18 protein-coding genes are annotated in these 18,369 nt (G+C 72.8%); 14 read left to right on the plus strand and 4 right to left on the minus strand.

What is annotated here, in order from left to right; all coding sequences use genetic code 11:
- Positions 1 to 320 precede the first annotated feature (320 nt).
- The 4 genes from ACIQIB_RS29560 to ACIQIB_RS29575 all read left to right on the plus strand — a co-directional run bounded on the left by ACIQIB_RS29560 (position 321) and on the right by ACIQIB_RS29575 (position 4,873).
- Positions 321 to 2,927: an ATP-binding protein gene (locus ACIQIB_RS29560; RefSeq protein WP_400761710.1), complete on the plus strand. Its 2,607-nt coding sequence runs from the start codon at positions 321 to 323 to the stop codon at positions 2,925 to 2,927.
- A 46-nt stretch (positions 2,928 to 2,973) separates the two neighbouring features.
- Positions 2,974 to 3,654, plus strand: coding sequence for a response regulator (locus ACIQIB_RS29565; RefSeq protein WP_363615267.1), 681 nt, complete (start codon positions 2,974 to 2,976; stop codon positions 3,652 to 3,654).
- Between the two features lie 65 nt (positions 3,655 to 3,719).
- Positions 3,720 to 4,127 carry an OB-fold nucleic acid binding domain-containing protein gene (locus tag ACIQIB_RS29570; RefSeq protein WP_363615269.1) on the plus strand — a complete coding sequence of 136 codons (408 nt, stop codon included), beginning with the start codon at positions 3,720 to 3,722 and terminating at the stop codon, positions 4,125 to 4,127.
- Between the two features lie 2 nt (positions 4,128 to 4,129).
- Positions 4,130 to 4,873 (plus strand): DUF3159 domain-containing protein, encoded by a 744-nt coding sequence (locus ACIQIB_RS29575; RefSeq protein WP_400761713.1) that lies wholly within the window; start codon positions 4,130 to 4,132, stop codon positions 4,871 to 4,873.
- Between the two features lie 71 nt (positions 4,874 to 4,944).
- On the opposite strand, the gene ACIQIB_RS29580 is transcribed toward ACIQIB_RS29575, so the two are convergent.
- Both ACIQIB_RS29580 and ACIQIB_RS29585 read right to left on the minus strand, forming a co-directional pair.
- A complete protein-coding gene (locus ACIQIB_RS29580; RefSeq protein WP_400761716.1) occupies positions 4,945 to 5,616 on the minus strand; it encodes a potassium channel family protein in 672 nt (223 codons plus the stop codon).
- Positions 5,616 to 6,284: a potassium channel family protein gene (locus ACIQIB_RS29585; protein WP_400651883.1), complete on the minus strand. Its 669-nt coding sequence runs from the start codon at positions 6,282 to 6,284 to the stop codon at positions 5,616 to 5,618. Before ACIQIB_RS29585 ends, ACIQIB_RS29580 begins: the two co-directional genes overlap by 1 nt.
- A gap of 236 nt (positions 6,285 to 6,520) precedes the next feature.
- On the opposite strand from ACIQIB_RS29585, the gene ACIQIB_RS29590 reads away from it, so the two are divergent.
- Together ACIQIB_RS29590 and ACIQIB_RS29595 are read left to right on the plus strand one after the other, a co-directional pair.
- Positions 6,521 to 8,584 (plus strand): APC family permease, encoded by a 2,064-nt coding sequence (locus ACIQIB_RS29590; protein WP_400761719.1) that lies wholly within the window; start codon positions 6,521 to 6,523, stop codon positions 8,582 to 8,584.
- A 356-nt stretch (positions 8,585 to 8,940) separates the two neighbouring features.
- Positions 8,941 to 10,245, plus strand: a complete 1,305-nt coding sequence (locus ACIQIB_RS29595; protein ID WP_363607597.1) for a class I SAM-dependent RNA methyltransferase — start codon at positions 8,941 to 8,943, stop codon at positions 10,243 to 10,245.
- Positions 10,246 to 10,338: 93 nt separating this feature from the next.
- Here the strand turns inward: ACIQIB_RS29595 and ACIQIB_RS29600 are convergent, their stop codons facing one another.
- A complete protein-coding gene (locus ACIQIB_RS29600) occupies positions 10,339 to 10,536 on the minus strand; it encodes a hypothetical protein (RefSeq protein ID WP_363607588.1) in 198 nt (65 codons plus the stop codon).
- A 350-nt stretch (positions 10,537 to 10,886) separates the two neighbouring features.
- Here ACIQIB_RS29600 and ACIQIB_RS29605 point away from each other — a divergent pair, with 350 nt between their 5' ends.
- From ACIQIB_RS29605 to ACIQIB_RS29615, 3 genes are all read left to right on the plus strand, one after another.
- Positions 10,887 to 11,468, plus strand: a complete 582-nt coding sequence (locus ACIQIB_RS29605) for a hypothetical protein (RefSeq protein WP_400651885.1) — start codon at positions 10,887 to 10,889, stop codon at positions 11,466 to 11,468.
- A gap of 208 nt (positions 11,469 to 11,676) precedes the next feature.
- Complete coding sequence (locus tag ACIQIB_RS29610) at positions 11,677 to 11,919, plus strand: toxin-antitoxin system HicB family antitoxin (protein WP_363607586.1); 243 nt, start codon at positions 11,677 to 11,679, stop codon at positions 11,917 to 11,919.
- Entirely contained in the window at positions 11,916 to 12,338 is a 423-nt protein-coding gene (locus ACIQIB_RS29615) for a fic family toxin-antitoxin system, toxin component (RefSeq protein ID WP_363607585.1), read from the plus strand. The genes ACIQIB_RS29610 and ACIQIB_RS29615 overlap by 4 nt, the downstream gene beginning before the upstream one ends.
- Before the next feature lie 45 nt (positions 12,339 to 12,383).
- On the opposite strand, the gene ACIQIB_RS29620 is transcribed toward ACIQIB_RS29615, so the two are convergent.
- Complete coding sequence (locus tag ACIQIB_RS29620) at positions 12,384 to 13,202, minus strand: GNAT family N-acetyltransferase (protein ID WP_400761748.1); 819 nt, start codon at positions 13,200 to 13,202, stop codon at positions 12,384 to 12,386.
- 335 nt (positions 13,203 to 13,537) lie between these two features.
- On the opposite strand from ACIQIB_RS29620, the gene ACIQIB_RS29625 reads away from it, so the two are divergent.
- The 5 genes from ACIQIB_RS29625 (at position 13,538) to ACIQIB_RS29645 (ending at position 18,307) form a co-directional block, all read left to right on the plus strand.
- Positions 13,538 to 14,527, plus strand: a complete 990-nt coding sequence (locus ACIQIB_RS29625) for an ATP-grasp domain-containing protein (protein ID WP_363607583.1) — start codon at positions 13,538 to 13,540, stop codon at positions 14,525 to 14,527.
- Positions 14,524 to 15,435 (plus strand): RimK family alpha-L-glutamate ligase, encoded by a 912-nt coding sequence (locus tag ACIQIB_RS29630; protein WP_400651893.1) that lies wholly within the window; start codon positions 14,524 to 14,526, stop codon positions 15,433 to 15,435. Before ACIQIB_RS29625 ends, ACIQIB_RS29630 begins: the two co-directional genes overlap by 4 nt.
- A 50-nt stretch (positions 15,436 to 15,485) precedes the next feature.
- Positions 15,486 to 16,316 carry a putative RNA methyltransferase gene (locus ACIQIB_RS29635; protein ID WP_400651896.1) on the plus strand — a complete coding sequence of 277 codons (831 nt, stop codon included), beginning with the start codon at positions 15,486 to 15,488 and terminating at the stop codon, positions 16,314 to 16,316.
- 117 nt (positions 16,317 to 16,433) lie between these two features.
- Positions 16,434 to 17,840 (plus strand): AAA family ATPase, encoded by a 1,407-nt coding sequence (locus ACIQIB_RS29640; protein WP_400761722.1) that lies wholly within the window; start codon positions 16,434 to 16,436, stop codon positions 17,838 to 17,840.
- Between the two features lie 83 nt (positions 17,841 to 17,923).
- Entirely contained in the window at positions 17,924 to 18,307 is a 384-nt protein-coding gene (locus ACIQIB_RS29645; RefSeq protein WP_400652327.1) for a nucleotide pyrophosphohydrolase, read from the plus strand.
- Positions 18,308 to 18,369 lie beyond the last annotated feature (62 nt).

The raw sequence follows: 18,369 nt of genomic DNA on the forward strand, positions 1-18,369 counted from the left end.
ACTGCAGGGGGGACCCTGTGGGAGAGTAGGACGCCGCCGAACAATCATTCCAGAGAACCCCCACCCGATTCCGGGTGGGGGTTCTCTGCGTTTACGGCCGTGTATTGCTGTGTATTTACGGCATCACGCGCAGGGCACGGTCGCGACGGCTGCTCGGACAGGGCACCCCGGCGCGCCGCTCCGCCGTCAATATGCCGCTAAAACCGCCTGATCAGCGCCCTGATCAGCGGAAAATCGCCTCCCACGCCGTAGTCTCGAAGGGGAGGGGAACAGGTGTCCGGGGGTGGCCCCCGGGCCGGGCCGGATCAAGAATGGTGCTCATGGGACGAGGCAGGCTGCGCATCTACCTCGGGGCGGCCCCCGGGGTCGGCAAGACGTACGCCATGCTCGCCGAAGCGCACCGGCGACTGGAGCGTGGCACGGACGTCGTGGTGGGGTTCGTCGAGGACCACGGGCGGCGGTACACGGCGGCGCTGGTGGCCGGCCTGGAGGTGGTGCCGCGCCGCGAGCTGGTCCATCGGGGCGCCGCGTTCACCGATATGGACCTGGACGCCGTGCTGGCCCGCCGCCCACAGGTGGCGCTGGTGGACGAGCTGGCGCACACCAACGTCCCCGGCTGCCGCAACGACAAGCGCTGGCAGGACGTCGAGGAACTGCTGGCGGCCGGGATCGACGTGATCTCGACCGTGAACATCCAGCACCTGGAGTCGCTCGGCGACGTGGTCGAGGGCATCACCGGGGTACGGCAGCGGGAGACCGTCCCGGACGAGGTGGTCCGGCGGGCCGACCAGATCGAACTGGTCGACATGTCACCGCAGGCGCTCCGCCGCCGCCTCGCACACGGCAACGTGTACGCGCCGGAGAAGATCGACGCCGCCCTGGCCAACTACTTCCGCCCGGGGAACCTGACCGCGCTGCGCGAGCTGGCGCTGCTGTGGACCGCGGACCGGGTCGACGAGTACCTGCAGAAGTACCGGGCCGAGCAGGGCATCGAAGGTACCTGGCAGGCCCGTGAGCGCATCGTGGTCGGCCTCACCGGCGGGCCGGAGAGCGCGACGCTGATCCGCAGGGCGGCCCGGATCGCCGCGCGCGGCTCCGGCGGCGAGCTGCTGGCCGTCCACATCTCCCGCTCGGACGGCCTGGTCGGCTCCGGTTCCGGCTCGCCGCAGGCACTGATCGAACAGCGGGCGCTGGTGGAGAGCCTGGGCGGCAGCTTCCACGCGGTGCTGGGCGACGATCCGGCGGCCGGGCTGCTGGACTTCGCCCGGGGCGTCAACGCCACCCAGATCGTGCTGGGCACCAGCCGCCGGCCGGCCTGGCAGTACATCTACGGTCCGGGCGTGGGCACCACCGTGACCCGGGACTCCGGCGACATCGACGTGCACATCGTCACCCACGAGCACGCCGCCAAGGGGCGCGGCCGGCTCCCGACCCGCCGGGTCACCGACCTGGGCCGTCCGCGGACCGTCACCGGCTGGCTGATCGGGGTGGGCGGGCCGCCGCTGCTGGCGCTGCTGCTCACCCACACCAACGGACTCGGCCTCTCCACCGACATGCTGCTGTTCCTGTCGCTGACGGTCTGCGCGGCGCTGGTCGGCGGGCTGTTCCCGGCGATCGCCTCCGCCCTGGTCGGCTCCTCGGCGCTGAACTACTACTTCGCGCCGCCGATTCACACCTTCACCATCTCCGAGCCGCAGAACATCATCGCGGTGGCGATATTCACCACCGTCGGCATCGCGGTCGCCTCCGTGGTGGACCTGGCCGCCCGGCGCACCCATCAGGCGGCCCGAAGCCAGACCGAGGCGCAGACGCTCAGCGCGCTGGCGGGCACCGTGCTGCGTGGCGCGCCGAGCGGGGAGGGTGTGCTGACGGCGCTGCTGGAGCAGGTCAGGGAGACCTTTCAGCAGGACTCCGCCGCGCTGCTGGAACGGCCGGACCCGCTCGGCCCGTGGCAGGCGGTCGCGACGGCCGGCCCGCACCCGCCGGGGCGTCCCGAGGCCGCCGACGTGGACGTGCCGGTCGGTGACACCCTGGCCCTGGTCCTGCGCGGCCGGGTGCTGCCCGCCGAGGACCGCCGGCTGCTCGGCGCCTTCGCCGCCCAGGCCGCGGTGCTGCTGGAGCGCCGCCGACTGGCCGGGGAGGCCGTCGCCGCCCGCCGGGAGGCGGAGGGGAACCGGATCCGCACCGCGCTGCTCGCCGCCGTCTCGCACGACCTGCGAACCCCGCTGGCGAGCATCAAGGCCTCGGTCAGCTCGCTCCGCTCGGCGGACGTCGAATGGGACGAGCAGGACGAGGCGGAGCTGCTGGCCGGCATAGAGGCCGGCGCCGACCGGCTCGACCATCTGATCAACAACCTGCTCGACATGAGCCGGCTGCAGACCGGCACCGTCACCCCGCTGATCCAGGAGACCGACCTGGACGAGGTGGTGCCGTTCGCGCTCGGCGGCGTGCCGCCGGACTCCGTGCGGCTGGACGTCCCGGAGACCCTGCCGATGATCCGGGCCGACGGCGGGCTGCTGGAACGCTCGCTCGCCAACCTGGTCGAGAACGCCGTCAAGTACAGCCCGGACGGCGTCAAGGTGCTGGTCAAGGCCGACGCCCTGCACCCGGTGGGCGGCCCCGGCCGGGTCGAGCTGCGGATCGTCGACCGCGGCCCGGGGGTGCCCGAGGACGCCAAGGAACGGATCTTCGCGCCGTTCCAGCGGTACGGGGACGCCCCGCGCGGCGCCGGAGTGGGCCTGGGGCTCGCGGTGGCGCGAGGCTTCGTCGAGGCCATGGACGGTACCGTCACCGCGGAGGACACCCCCGGCGGGGGCCTGACGATGGTGGTCACCCTGCCCGCCGCCGACCGCCCGCCGGAGCCGGACGAGAGCGGGCCGCCCGACGCGGCCCCGCCCGAGGCGGCGACCAGCCCGTCCCGTGTATGACCACGTCAGACCTTCCCTTCCGACAGCTGTGAAAGGCGGAGCCCGTATGACCCGGGTCCTCGTCGTGGACGACGAACCGCAGATCGTCCGCGCGCTGGTGATCAACCTCAAGGCCCGCAAGTACGAGGTCGACGCGGCCCACGACGGCGCGAGCGCGCTGGAGCTGGCCGCCGCCCGGCACCCCGACGTCGTCGTCCTCGACCTCGGTCTGCCCGACATGGACGGCGTCGAGGTGATCAAGGGCCTGCGCGGCTGGACCAGGGTGCCGATCATCGTGCTCTCGGCCCGGCACGCCTCCGACGAGAAGGTCGAGGCGCTGGACGCCGGTGCGGACGACTACGTGACCAAGCCGTTCGGCATGGACGAGCTGCTCGCCCGGATGCGCGCCGCCGTCCGCCGGGCCGAGCCGGTGGCCGGGGAGGACGACTCGCTGGTGGTCACCGACAGCTTCACCGTCGACCTCGCGGCGAAGAAGGTCAACCGGGACGGCACCGACGTCCGCCTCACCCCGACCGAATGGCATCTGTTGGAGGTACTGGTCCGCAACGCAGGCCGACTGGTCAGCCAGACCCAGCTGCTCCAGGAGGTCTGGGGCCCGGCCTACCGCACCGAGACCAACTACCTGCGGGTCTACCTCGCCCAGCTGCGGCGCAAGCTGGAACGTGACCCCTCGCACCCGCGGCACTTCATCACCGAGCCGGGCATGGGCTACCGCTTCGAGGGGTGAGCCCCGGGCACCGCCCCGATATCGCGGCCTGCCCTCGGGGCCCCCGAAACCGGTACCCTTCCGGCATGAGTGGTGACATCAGCAGCGACCAGCCGCAGGGCCGCTTCCGCCGCATGCTCAGCCGGCTGACCTCCTCCACCGAGGAGCTGCAGGCCGAGGAGTTGCGCCAGGAGAGCGCGGCGGAGTCGGGCTGCACCCCGATCGCCCGCTGCGGAGACCGCGAAGTGGTCACCGTGGCAGGCACCCTGCGGACCGTGACCCTCCGCCCGCGGGCCGGCGTGCCCGCGCTGGAGGCCGAACTCTTCGACGGCACCGAGGCGTTGGACGTGGTCTGGCTCGGCCGCCGCTCCATCGCGGGCATAGAGCCCGGCCGCCGGCTGGTTGCCAGCGGCCGGATCAGCCTGGCACGCGGGCGCCGCGTGCTGTTCAACCCCCGCTATGAGCTGCGTCCGGTCGGACACGGGAGCGAATGAGCGTGAGCAACCAGCCCGGCGGCGAGTCCGCCGCCCAGCTCGACCTGGCCGGGATCAACGACGCCGCCGAGAACGAGGCGGCCCGGCGGGCCGCCGCCTCCAAGGAGGCCGCCGACACCGTGATGCAGGCCTTCGGCGGCGTGCGCGGCATGATCGACATGACCCTGCCCGGCCTTGTCTTCATCGTCACCTACAACATCACCCACGAGGTGGCGCCGGCCGGCTGGGCGGCGCTCGGCCTCTGCGCGCTGTTCGTGGTGACCAGGCTCGCCAGGCGGGAGACCGTCCAGCACGCCTTCAGCGGGGTGTTCGGGGTCGGCCTCGGCGTCTGGATCTCGATGAAGACCGGCAAGGCCGAGGACTTCTATCTGCCGGGCCTGCTCTGGAACGTCGGCTACTGCCTCGGCTTCGCCGTCTCGGCCCTGGTCCGCTGGCCGCTGATCGGCGTGATGCTGGGCCCGATCACCGGGGAGATGTTCACCTGGCGCAAGGAGAGCCCGGGCCGACTGGCCGCCTACACCAAGGCCACCTGGGCCTGGGTGGTGATCATGGGCATCAAGCCGCTGATCCTCTTCCCGCTGTACTTCTCCCACAACGTCAACCTGCTCGGCTGGCTGAAGGTCGCCCTGGGCATCCCGCCGATGCTGCTGGCGATGTACGTCACCTGGCAGATCCTGCTGAAGGCGCCGCCGCCGATCAAGGCGCAGCTGGACGACGAGCCGGCCGAAGAGGCCGACCGGCCGTAGGGCGTGTCCGACCAGGCCACGCGAGAGGGCCCGCACTCACCGAGTGCGGGCCCTCTCGCGTGGCGGTGGCGCTACTGGGCGCCGGAGGAGGTGGACAGCAGGTCCTCCAGCTCCTCCTCGCGTTCCTGCGCGGCGACGAAGAGCAGCTCGTCGCCGCCCTCCAGGGTGTCGTCCTTGCCCGGCGTCAGCACCCGGCCCTCGCGGATGATGGTCACCAGCGCGGTGTCGGGCGGCCACGGCACGTCGCCGACCCGGGTGCCGACCAGTTCGGTGTCCGAGGCCAGGGTCAGCTCGACCAGGTTGGCGTTGCCCTGGCTGAAGCGCATCAGCCGGACCAGGTCGCCGACGCTGACCGCCTCCTCGACCAGGGCGGACATCAGACGCGGGGTGGAGACGGCCACGTCCACGCCCCAGGACTCGTTGAAGAGCCACTCGTTCTTCGGGTTGTTCACCCGGGCGACCACCCGCGGCACGCCGTACTCGGTCTTCGCCAGCAGCGAGACGACCAGGTTGACCTTGTCGTCACCGGTCGCGGCGATCACCACGTGGCAGCGATGCAGCGCCGCCTCGTCCAGCGAGGTGATCTCACAGGCGTCGGCCAGCAGCCACTCCGCCATGGGGACCCGCTCCACCGAGATGGAGTTGGGGTTCTTGTCGATCAGCAGGACCTCGTGGCCGTTCTCCAGCAGCTCGCCCGCGATCGAGCGGCCGACGGCCCCGGCTCCGGCAATGGCGACCCGCATCAGTGACCCTCCTCCTTCGGCCCCTGCGCGAACGCGGCCTCGACCGCCGTCAGGTCGGCCCGGCGCAGCATCACGTGCACCAGGTCGCCTTCCTGCACCACCATCTGGGGCGTGGGCAGCACACCCTCGCCGAGCCGGGTGACGAACGCCACCCGGGTGTCGGAGGCCTCCTCGAGCGCGCTCAGCCGGTGGCCGACCCAGACCGGGTTGTACGCCACCTCGGCGAGCTGCACGGTGCCGCTCGGGTCCTGCCAGAGCGGCTCGGCGCCGCTCGGCAGCAGCCGGCGCAGCATCTGGTCGGCCGTCCAGCGGACGGTGGCGACGGTCGGGATGCCCAGACGCTGGTAGACCTCGGCGCGCCGGGGGTCGTAGATCCGGGCCGCGACGTTCTCCACGCCGAAGTTCTCCCGGGCGACCCGGGCCGCGATGATGTTGGAGTTGTCTCCGCTGGAGACGGCGGCGAACGCGCCGGCCTCCTCGATGCCCGCCTCGCGCAGGGTGTCCTGGTCGAAGCCGACGCCCGTCACCCGGCGCCCGTTGAACCCGGCGCCCAGCCGGCGGAACGCCGTCGGGTCCTGGTCGACGACGGCCACCGAGTGGCCCTGTTTCTCCAGCGCCCTGGCGAGGGCGGAGCCCACGCGGCCGCAGCCCATGATGACGATGTGCACCGGCGCTACCTCACCCGTCCCGTTGGGTTCTTGACCTGCGCAAACACCGTTCGTCATCCTTCCCCGCCCCGCCGTGCGGGGCGAGCGTCCTCAGGGGTGCTCGGCGCGACAATCCAAGTGTTGCCCGCCTGCTCGTATCCGACACGCTAGCCGGTCCGTCGAACGCGGTCGCGACGAAGGGGGGGAGATAAGTCAGACCACGCTCCGAACAGCCCCTACGATTCCTTAACGTGCCTATGCCGACTGACCTTCCGAAACGCATCCTGATCGGGCGTGCGTTGCGCAGCGACAAGCTCGGGGAAACGCTGCTCCCCAAGCGCATCGCGCTGCCCGTTTTCGCCTCGGACGCGCTCTCCTCGGTCGCGTACGCGCCCGAGGAGATCCTGTTGACGCTCTCCCTGGCGGGCGCCTCGGCCATCCATTTCTCCTGGCAGATCGGCGTTGTCGTCGCCATCGTGATGCTCGCGGTGGTGGCCTCGTACCGGCAGAACGTCCACGCCTATCCCAGCGGCGGCGGTGACTACGAGGTCGCCACCGTCAACCACGGGCCGAACTCCGGTCTGGTGGTCGCCAGCGCGCTGATGGTGGACTACATCCTGACCGTGGCGGTCTCGACCACCTCGGGTGTGGCCAACGTGGTCTCCGCGGTGCCCGCGCTGCGCGGGCACGAGCTGACCCTGTCCGTCGTCGTGGTCATCCTGCTGATGGGGATGAACCTGCGCGGGGTCCGTGAGTCCGGCACCGCCTTCTCCGTTCCGACCTACGCCTTCATGGCCGGTGTGCTCGGCATGGTCGTCTACGGGGTGATCCGGCATTTCGCCTTCGGGCAGGAGATGCCGGCCGAGAGCTCCGGTTTCCATCTGGCGGCCACCCCGGGCAATGATTCGCTGGCCGGCTTCGCGATGGTGTTCCTGCTGCTCAAGGCGTTCTCCTCGGGCTGTGCCGCGCTGACCGGTGTGGAGGCGATCTCCAACGGTGTGCCGGCCTTCCGCAAGCCGAAGAGCAAGAACGCGGCGACCACCCTGCTGATGATGGCCACCATCGCCGTCGTGATGTTCATGGGCATCATCTGGCTGGCCCGGCTCACCGGCGTCCAGATGGCCGAGAACCCCGTCGAGCAGCTCGGCGGCGCCCCGGCCGACTACCACCAGAAGACCGCGCTCGCCCAGATCAGCGAGGCCGTCTTCTCGAACTTCACGCCCGGGTTCTTCTTCGTCGCCGCCGTCACCGGCCTGATCCTGGTGCTGGCCGCCAACACCGCCTTCAACGGGTTCCCGGTGCTCGGCTCGATCCTGGCCCAGGACCGCTACCTGCCGCGCCAGTTGCACACCCGCGGCGACCGCCTGGCGTTCTCCAACGGCATCATCCTGCTGGCGCTGGCCGCGATCCTGTTCATCATCGCGTTCGACGCCGACCCGACCCGGCTGATCCAGCTCTACATCGTCGGCGTCTTCGTCTCCTTCAACATGAGCCAGTCCGGCATGATCCGGCACTGGACGCGGGAGCTGCGCGGCGAGACCGACCCGGCCCGCCGCCGCCACATGCAGCGCAGCCGGGCGATCAACACCTTCGGCCTGGTGATGACCATGGCGGTGCTGATCGTCGTCCTCGCCACCAAGATCAGCCACGCCTGGATCGCGATCGCCGCGATGATCGTGCTGTTCGTGATGATGAAGGCCATCCGCCGGCACTACGACCGGGTCTCCGAGGAACTGGTCGCCGCGGAGGAGCCGGACGACGTGGTGCTGCCCACCCGGGTGCACGCCATCGTGCTGGTCTCCAAGCTGCACAAGCCGGCGCTGCGCGCCCTGGCGTACGCGCGGCTGGCCCGCGCCCACACGCTGGAGGCCGTGACCGTGAACGTCGACCCGGCGGACACCGCGGCGCTGCGCAAGGAGTGGGACGAGCGCGGCATCGAGGTGCCGCTCAAGGTGCTGGACTCGCCGTTCCGTGAGATCACCGGGCCGGTGCTGGACTACGTCAAGAACCTGCGCCGCAGCAGCCCGCGCGAGGTGGTGTCGGTCTACATCCCCGAGTACGTGGTCGGCCACTGGTACGAGCACCTGCTGCACAACCAGAGTGCGCTGCGGCTCAAGGGACGCCTGCTCTTCAAGCCCGGTGTGATGGTGACCTCCGTACCCTGGCAGTTGGAGTCCTCCGAACGGCGCAGGCCGCAGAAGGCGTGGTCGGCGCCCGGTGCCGTCCGGCGTGGTGAGCCACGCGCACCGAAGGCCGTAAAGTCGAAGGTCTCCGCAACGCCCGACGCCACCGCTGACAGCAGCAAGGACTCCTCCCAGTGACCCGCAACACCCCGTCCCGCTCCAACGGCTCCTCGGGCAAGGGCGCCCGCAAGGGCGGTGCCAAGCCCGGCCAGGTCGCCCGTCCGCGCTGGGGCAAGCCGGTGCGTCCGGCTGCCACCGACCGCGAGGGCTTCACCGCGCAGACCGCTCCGCTCGCCCCGGGCGAGCGCGCCCCCGAGCGCCCGGCGGAAGCCGCCGAGGGCGCGGCCAAGCAGCCGAAGCCGGCGAAGTCGGCGAAGTCGGCAAAGCCCACGGGCGACCGTCCGCGCAAGCAGACCGTCCGCCCGCCCAAGGCGCTGCGCACCCCGCGCCCGCCGCGCGCCGAGGCCGCCCCCAAGGGACCCGGCGGCGACCCGCTGGTCGGCGAGCGGTACGAGGTCGAGGTCGGCCCGGTCGCGCACGGCGGCGGGCACTGCGTGGCCCGGCACGAGGGCCGGGTGCTGTTCGTCCGGCACACGCTGCCCGGTGAGCGGGTGATCGCGCTGGTCACCGAGGGCACCACCAAGTCCCGCTTCCTGCGGGCCGACGCGGTGGAGATCCTGGAGCCGGCCAAGGACCGGATCGCCCCGCCGTGCCCGTTCGCCGGGCCGGGCAAGTGCGGCGGCTGCGACTGGCAGCACGTCACCCCCGGCGGGCAGCGCAAGCTCAAGGTACAGGTGCTCACCGAGCAGCTGGCCAAGCTGGCCGGGCTCACCCCGGCCGAGGCCGGCTGGGACGGCAGTGTCGAGCCGGTCGGCGGCAAGCTCCCGGCCGGGCAGGTGCCGGCCTGGCGCACCCGGGTGCAGTACACGGTGGACGCGGGGACCGGGAAGGTCGGCCTGCGCAAGCACCGTTCGCACGACATCCAGCCGGTGGACCACTGCCTGATCGCCGCCGAGGGCGTCAGCGAGCTGGGGATCGAGGCCCGTGACTGGCCGGGCGTCGCCTCGGTCGAGGTGATCGCCGCCTCCGGCTCCTCGGACCGCCAGGTGGTGCTGACCCCGGCGCCGGGCGCGCAGCTGCCGCTGGTGGAGCTGGACAAGCCGGTGTCGATCAGCCGGATCGACGAGCAGGGCAACGTCCACCGGGTGCACGGCCGCGCCTTCGTGCGCGAGCGGGCGGCCGGGCGGACCTGGCGGGTCAGCAACGGCGGCTTCTGGCAGATCCACCCCGAGGCACCGGACACCCTGGTGGACGCGGTCCTGGACGGCCTGGACCCGCAGTGGGGCGAGAACGCGCTCGACCTGTACTGCGGTGTGGGCCTGTTCGCGGGCGCGCTGGCCGACCGGGTCGGCGAGGACGGCGCGGTGCTCGGCATCGAGTCCGCCAAGCAGGCGGTGGAGGACGCCCGGCACAACCTGGCCGCGCTGGACAACGTCCGGATCGAGTGCGACCGGGTGGAGACGCTGCTGCCGCGCACCGGCATCACCGCCACCGACCTGATCGTCCTGGACCCGCCGCGGGCGGGCGCCGGGCGGGAGACCGTCGCGCACCTGGCCGGCCTGGCGGCCCGCCGGATCGCGTACGTGGCCTGTGACCCGGCCGCGCTCGCCCGGGACCTGGCGTACTTCCGCGAGGGCGGCTACCGGCCGGTCTCGCTGCGGGCCTTCGACCTGTTCCCGATGACCCACCACTTCGAGTGCGTGGCGATCCTGGAGCCGGTGGGGGAGCTCGCGCAGTAGCGGCGGCCCAGTTGTGACGGAGGCGGCATCCGGGGTTTCCCGGGTGCCGCCTCCGTGTGTCCGCGGGTGTGAGCGCCCGGGCGGGCGTGCCGTTCAGCGCTGGTCCGGCTCCCCTTCGTCGGCGCTGGGCGGCAGGGTGATCCCGTGCTGGGCGGCGAGCCGGAGCAGTCCGGCGATCCGGCCCTCGTACGCCTGGACGCCGTCGGCGTCCCCGTCGGCCCGGGCGGCCGCGAGTTCCTTGCGGGCCTGGTCGAGCTGCTCGCGCAGCTCCTGGTCGAACATGGCTGTCATTGCCGGCCTCCACACCGGTCGGTGCCGCTCCAGGGAATGCTCAGGGCAATTCAGAGTCTACGAAGGTGAAGAACTCTTCAAGTCTCGCTCCGATCGGTACCGCTCCGGTGCGCCCGGCGGTGTTCACCCCCGGATGTCCTGGCCGGTGGTCCGGCCGTCACCGGCACCGCCATTCTCGTCCCGGTCGCCCGGGCTCCGCCCTCGCGGCACCGGGCGCGGCCCGCGGCATGGCTGATCTGCTAGTTTCGCCGTGCCGTGCCTCGGCGTGAAGCGAGTGGCCACCTGCCTGCGTGCCGGATCGTGGCGGGCAGGCGCAACATGACAGCGAGGGGGCGGCGATGAACGGGTCGTTGCGGAGTACACGCCGGCTGGGCATCGCGGCCGCCGCACTGGCGCTCGCTCTGACCGCCTGCTCGTCCGGCGCCACAGGCAAGGCCTCGAAGCGGCTCATCCCTCCCGAGCAGGCCGTCCAGCAGCTGAGCGCCCTGCTCGACGAGTCGCTGTCCGAGGTCCGGCCGAAGCTGCGGTACCGGGACGAGTGGCCCCGCTCGACCGAGCAGTACTCCAGGGGGCTCGACGAGCATTCCCTCGGCTACGCGACCGCCTCCCGCCGGCGCCACATCATGACCAAGGTCTCGCCGGCCAAGTACGGCGTCCTGCTGGACATGGTCCGGCGCGGCTTGCAGGCCAGGGGCTACACGGTCAACTCGGCCGCCCCGGACCGGCTTGCCGTGTCCGCCACCACCCCGGACGGCTCCGGCGTGGGAATCACCATCCACCCCGCCGGCAACATCGACATCGGGGCGTCGGTCGGCCCCGTCCCGGTGGCCGACGGCCACGACTCCTTCGGCACCCCCACCCCCGAGCCGACCATGTCCAACGGCAATCCCGACATCCTCCCCAGGGACGACGACCCCTTCTGGTCGAACTGACCCCGGCCCACCGGGTCGGTGAGCCGGATCCGGGACCCGTGGCGCAGGACGCCGGACCGGTCGACTTCCTGCCGGAGCGAAGAGTCCGGTGGGCGCTTCCCCCGGCCCGCGAACGGAACTCCTCCGCGCCGCCCGACAACGGGGAGGGCGTGCGACGGCTTTGCATGCGCCCTTGTTGTGCTAGCACATCGGCGCTAGCTTGAGATTCATGGGTAAGAAGCAGCTGAACGTCCGGGTGGACGCCACCACCGCGGAGATGGCCCGGGAGCGGGCGGAGCAGCAGGGGATCAGCATGAACCAGTACATCGAGCGCCTGGTCCAGCAGGACATGGGCGAGGCCGGGCGGGCGTTCGTCGACGCCGCGGCGCAGTTCATGAAGGAGTACGAGACGGCCTTCCTGGCCGAGTTTGGCGAGCGGGGCGGCGCCGACCTGCAGGACGTGCGCCGTTGAACCTGGAGGTCGACCTCTCGTGGCTGCTCATGACCGCCGAGCAGTACACACCCGGTGACCCGCAGGTCACCGACTACGGGTCGCTGCTCGCCGCGGTCTCCCGCCATCAGGCCGAGATCTTCGACATCGCCGTCTACCCCGAACCGCAGGACCGCGCCGCCGCCCTGATGCACCAGCTGATCCGGGTGCCGGCCCTGGAGAAGACCAACGAGCTGTACGCCACCGCCGTCGCCTACGCCTACCTGGTGGCCAGCGGCTGCACGGTCGCGACCACCGCCCGCGAGGTGCGCAGCCTCGCCCGGGCCATCCGTGAGGGGCGGCTCGGCGTGGCCGGGGTCGCGGAACGGCTGGCGGCCTGGGTGGTGGACGAGGCCGAGGGGGAGGGCGTCAGCGGCGAGGACGACGAGGACTCGGACTGACGACCTCCCCCCACGGCGCACCCTGTGCGGGGTGCGCCGTACGGTCTACGCGCCGGCCGGGCCGGTCCCGGCGGGCTCGGCGATCAGGGCCGTCGCGAACGGGCGGAAGCCGGCCCGGCGGTAGATCCGGGCGACGTCCTCGTCGGCGGCGGACAGGAACACCGTCCGCACGCCGTTCGCCCGTGCGTGGGCGACCAGCGCCGCCGTGACCGCCAGGCCGAGGCCGCGGCGGCGCGCCGACGGCAGGGTGCCGACGCCGGCCACTTCGGTGACCGGGCCGACCGGGTTGTGCTGGCCCGCGCAGAGCGCCGAGCCGTTCTGGACGGCCGCGGCGAGCACGGTGCGCCCGGCGGCGATCCGCTCCGCGATCCGCGCGACGGAGCCGTCGGCCACCGAGCGTTCGGCCGCCGCCGCCAGCTCGTCCGTACCCGCGCCGCCCACGCCGGTGCCCGGCTCGGCGAAGGCCAGGTGCGGGACGGTCACCGCGCTCGCCAGGTCGGGGTCGCCGGCGGCCAGCACCCGGACCGACACCCCGTCCGGCGGCCCGGCCGGCCCGGCCGCCGCGTCCTCGGGGCCCAGCACCAGCAGCGGGTGCTCGTGCACCACCAGCCCGGCCTCCTCCACCGCCGCGCGCAGCAGCGGATCGTGCTCGGCCACCCACTCGAAGGCCTCCGGCAGACCCAGCTCGCGCTGGCGGGCCAGGACCAGGCGGACGTCCTCGGCGGTGGCCGCGGGGCCGCTGTGGCCCAGCGCCGGCCGGGCGTAGTACGGCCAGCCCTCGCCCTCGCGGACGAACAGGCTGAGCGGACCGAAGTCCTCGACCCGGGCGGCGCTGCGCGGCACGGCGTCGTAGTACCGCTCGATCTCGTCGAGGAGGGTCCGGTGGCCGGGGTGGCCGGGGTGGCCGGGGTGGCCGGAGTCAGGAGCAGCAGTAGTCACGCCGTGCATCCAAGCAGTCGGCCGCCGCTCCTGCCACCACATTGGGCGCCGTCGGGATGCGGGCGGGACCGGCGGCGGTGAGGCGGTCCGGCGGTTCGTCAGGGGTCGTTCCGACAGGGGCATTTCGGATCGATTGTTGCCCAATGCTTACAGGCCGGGCGATCTTGTGTGTGGGCGGCGTGGCATTCTGGGGCCTTTACAGCTCTGCCGGACGGGACGGCGGACGTCCTGCTGGGCAAGGCGAGGGGGATGACAGGCTCATGAGGCTCTGCTTTCTGGTGGAGGAGCACTACCGGCACGACGGCATGCCGCTCGACGTGGCGCGCCAACTCACCGCGTGGGGCCACCGGGTGGACCTGCTGCGCCCCGGCAACGCGCTGATGGCGATCTCCGAGGCGGTCCGGGCGGGCAGCCATGACGCCTGGGTGCTCAAGACCGTCTCCGGTGGTCCCGGCCTGACCCTGCTGGAGGCGGCCGCCGCCGTTGGCCTCACCACGATCAACGACGTCCGCTCCATCCGCGGCGTCCGGGACAAGGCGCTCGCCGCGGTGATCGCTCGTACCCGGGGTCTGCCCGTCCCGGTCACCTACGCGGCCGCCCGCTGGGAACGGCTCGCGGAGATCCCCGCCTCCGAGTACCCGCTCGTGGTGAAGCCCGCCGACGGCAGTTCGGGGCGGGCCGTGAGGCTCGTCCCGACCCCGGAGCACCTCGCCGAACTCGGTCCCGAACTGGACGGCGAGAGCCTGCTGATCGCCCAGCCGTACGTGCCCAACTCCGGTACCGATCTCAAGGTGTACTGCGTCGACGGCGAGCTGTACGCGACCGAGCGCTGCTCGCCGCTCCACCCCGGCCAGGGCGTACGCGAACGGCAGGTGCCGCTCAGCGGCGATGTCGCGCGGATCGCCGCCCAGGTCGGGGAGGTGTTCGGTCTCGATCTCTACGGGGTCGACGTGCTGCTCGGTCCGGACGGTCCAGTGGTCGTCGACATCAACGACTTCCCGAGTTTCCGTCAGGTGCCCGACGCGGTCGCCCGGGTCGCCCGGGCGGTGCTGCGACTGGCCCGTACCGGGACGGCCGTCTCCGCCCCGGCGCCCGCCCTGGAGTCCGTTCCCGCCCCGGCACCGGGGGTCGTACGGCTGCCCGCGCAAGGGGCCGCCCTCGGGGTGCCCGCTCAGGTGGGCGGTTCCGCGTTCGGCGCCGATTTCGGGGGAGCCGGGTACGACGGGGCCCGCCTCGGCGGCTCGATATGAGGATCTGCCTGCTCACCCCCGACCCCGGTCACCCGCTGCTCGCCGCCACCGCAGGGCTGCTGAGGCCCCGCCACCTGGTGGAGAGCCTCGACCCCAACGCGGGCGACGGTCCGCCCGCCGACCGGCTCGGCCCCGGCCCGCTCGCCGACGTCTACCTGCTCAAGGCCCGTACGCCCCGGGCCCTCGCGTTCGCCCGCCACCTGGAGGAGCGGGGCGCCCCGGTCATCAACTCGGCCGCCGCGACCCGGTTCTGCCAGGACCGCACCGGCATGGCCGAGCTGGCCCGCTCGGCCGGTCTGCCGTTCGCCGCCACCCGTACCGCGGCCCGCCTCGCCGACCTGGCCGAACCCGGCTTCCCGCTGGTCGTCAAGAGCCGCTACAGCCGCCGCCACGACCTCGTCGCCCGGGTCGACGACGCCGCCGGGCTGCGTGCCCTCGCCGAGCGCTGGCCCGACGAGCCCGTGGTGACCCAGCCGTACCTCGCCAACTCCGGCTGGGACCAGAAGCTGTGGGTGATCGCCGGGCAGGTGTTCTGCGCCCGGCGCCGGTCCGAGCTCGCCGAGCCCGCGCTTGTCGAGCCGGTGCTTGTCGAGCCGGCACCCGCCGGGGCCGCTGCGGGAGCCGCCCACGGCAGCCCGTTCGGGCCGGGGGACCTGCCGGCCGAGCGGGTGGACCTCGCGCGGCGGGTCGGCGAGGTGTTCGGCCTCGACGTGTACGGCGTCGATCTGCTCGACGGGCCCGCCGAACCCGTGATCGTCGATGTCAACGCCTTTCCCGGCGTCCGCGGGCAGGCCGGCGCGCCCGAGGCGCTGGCCGCGCTGGCGCTGCGGGTGGCGGGCCGGGGCGGCGCCGGCGGCCCCCGGGTGCCCGGACCGCGCGGTGCGGGGTGGCCCACCAGTAGTCGTTAGGCTTGCCCTTCCGGTCGGACGGCGAACCGGATGGCGGGAGAAGACGGACGTTGCTGCAGGACATCGAGCCCTACCTGGCCTGCCCGCACTGCGCGCAGGCGCTCACCCCGGACGGGCGCACCCTGCGCTGCCCGTCGGGGCACAGCTTCGACATCGCCAGGCAGGGCTACGTCAGCCTGCTCGCCGGTGACGCCCACACCGGCACCGGCGACACCGCCGGGATGGTCGCCGCCCGCAGCGACTTCCTCGCCGCCGGCCACTACCGGCCGATCGCCGACGCCCTCGCCGAGGCCGCCGCGGCGGCCGCCCCGGAGGGTCTCGTCGCGGACCTCGGCGCCGGTACCGGCCACTATCTCGCCCATGTCCTCGACGCCCTTCCCGGCAGCCCCGGCGCGGCCCTGGACATCTCCAAGTACGCGCTGCGCCGGGCCGCCAGGGCCCACCCCCGGATCGGGGCCGTCGTCTGTGACGCCTGGCGCCCGCTGCCGCTGCGGGACGGCTCCGCCGGGCTCGTGCTGAACGTCTTCGCGCCGCGCAACGGTCCGGAGATCCGCCGTGTGCTGCGCCCCGGCGGCACGCTGCTGCTGGTCTCGCCGACCTCCCGCCACCTGCGCGAACTCGTCGCCGCCCTGGGCCTGCTCTCGGTCGACGAGGAGAAACAGCGCCGGATCGAGGAGAAGCTCGGCCCCTACCTCGACCCGGCCGGGCAGCGGGAGGTCGAGTTCACGATGCGGTTGTCGGCGGCCGACGTCCGCACCGTCGTCGGGATGGGCCCGAGCGCCTGGCACACCGACCGGGAGGTGCTGGAGGACCGGCTCGCCGCGCTGGCCGACCCGGTCGAGGTGACCGCCTCGGTGACGGTGGCGGTCTATCGGCGCTGACGGTACGGCGGGTGGTGGCTGTCGGGGCGACGAGCGCTTTGTCCCCGGGACCTCGTTGGGATGAATCTGCCGAGCAGGCACGTTTCTCCCGTCCGACCTGCGGCTAACGTCCGACGGGTGAACCGCGACGCCACCCGGCCCGCCGTGCCGGCCCACCCCCGTCCGAGCGCTCCGGGGCCCGGTCGACCGCCCGTCCAGCGCCCCATCGTCGAGGAGATCCGGCTCGCCTCCTTCAAGTCCTACCGGCGCGCGACACTGCCGCTCGCGCCCCTGACCGTGCTGCACGGCCCCGCCGGCGTCGGCAAGTCGAACGCCCTCGACGGGCTCGCCGTCCTCTCCCGGCTCGCCCTCGGCGAGGAGATCGCCGACTCCCTCAACGGCCTGCCGGGCCGGACCGGACCACTGGCCGCCCCCGTGCGCGGCGGCCTGGAGGGCTGCGTCCCGCACGGCCGGAACGCGATCATCCTCGGCTGCACCGTCCGTTCCGGTGACGGGCCGATCCGCCTGGAGCTCGTGATCCGCACCGACGGGCCCGTCCGGATCGCCCGTGAACGGCTCACCCTCGACGGCCGGACCCTGGTCGAGACCGGTGAACAGGACGTCCGCAACCAGCGGGTCAACGTCAGCTGGCACAACGACACCCGCCAGGGCGACATCCGGGCGCCCTTCCCCGGAAACACCATGATCACTTCGCAGATCCCCCTGCGGGTGGCCGGATCCTCCCCCGGCGAGCGCAAGGTGCTGGCCGCCGCCGAACAGCTGCTCACCGCCCTGCGCGAGGTCTTCCCCGTCCACCCCGTACCCGCCCTGATGCGCGGCTGGGCCCGCCCGAACCCGCAGGCCAGGCTGCTCAGCACCGCCGCCAACATCTCCGCCGTGATCGCCCGGCTCAGCAACGAATGCGGCCGCCGGTACGGCCAACTGCTGCGCGTCGTCCAGTCCGCCGCGCCGCACCCGCTGCTCGGGCTCGACCTCGCGCACCGGGGTACCGGCGCCGACCAGCGGGTCCTGGCCGTCTTCGACGAGGGCGTCCTCGGCCGCACCGGCGTCGACCAGGCCTCCGACGGCATGCTGCGCCACCTCGCGTTCGCCGCCGTGCTGCTCACCGGGGCCGGCGTGCTCGACCTGGATGCGGCCGCCGAGATCCCCTGGGCGCACCGGCAGCTCACCGTGCTCGCCGACGACCTCGGCGCCGGGCTCAGCACCGAGCAGGCCGCCTCGCTGCTGCGGCTCGCCCGTGAGATGTCCGGGCGCAACCAGCTGCGCGTGCTGGCGGCGCTCCAGGAACCGGCTGCCGCCCGGGAGGCGTTCGGCGGGTCGGGCGGGCTGCCGCCGGGGGCCACGCTGGTCGAGTGCCGACGGGACCCGGGCTCCGGCCACACCGTGCTGCGGACGGAGACGGCGCGGGTACCGGCCCAGGCGGTGCGCGGGTGCGGGCCGGTAGGGGAGCCCGGGGTGACCGTGGGGACGGAGCCGGGGGCGGTGCCGGAGACGGTGGTGGATGCGGTAGACCTGGACGGGTGAGTGAACGAGTGACGGAGTCCGGGGCCGGCCCGGTGGAGCCCGGAGCGGCGTCCGGCGAGGCCGCGGTCCCCACGCTGGAGAGCCTGCGGCAGCGGTTGGTGGAGTTCGCCGCCGCGCGTGGCTGGGAGCCCTTCCACACGCCCAAGAATCTGGCCGCCGCGCTGACCGTGGAGGCCGGCGAGCTGCTGGAGATCTTCCAGTGGCTCACACCGGAACAGGCCGCGTCGGTGATGTCCGATCCGGACAGCGCCCATCGGGTGCGCGACGAGGTGGCCGATGTCCTCGCGTATCTGGTGCAGTTCTGTTCGGTACTGGGAGTGGATCCGCTGGCGGCCCTCGCGGCCAAGATCGAACGGAACGAACTGCGCTTCCCGGTTCCTGGGCCTGGGTCGGGGTTGGGGTTGGGATCGGGGAGTGGGACAGGGGGCGGATCGGGGTTCGGCGTCGACTCGAACGTAGGCGATTAACCCTTGTGGGGGATGGAAGTTATCCACACCCCCGGGCTTTTCCACAGGCTTTGACGAGGTGG

Origin of the sequence: Kitasatospora sp. NPDC092286 (assembly GCF_044755565.1) — a bacterium.
Classification (GTDB): domain Bacteria; phylum Actinomycetota; class Actinomycetes; order Streptomycetales; family Streptomycetaceae; genus Kitasatospora.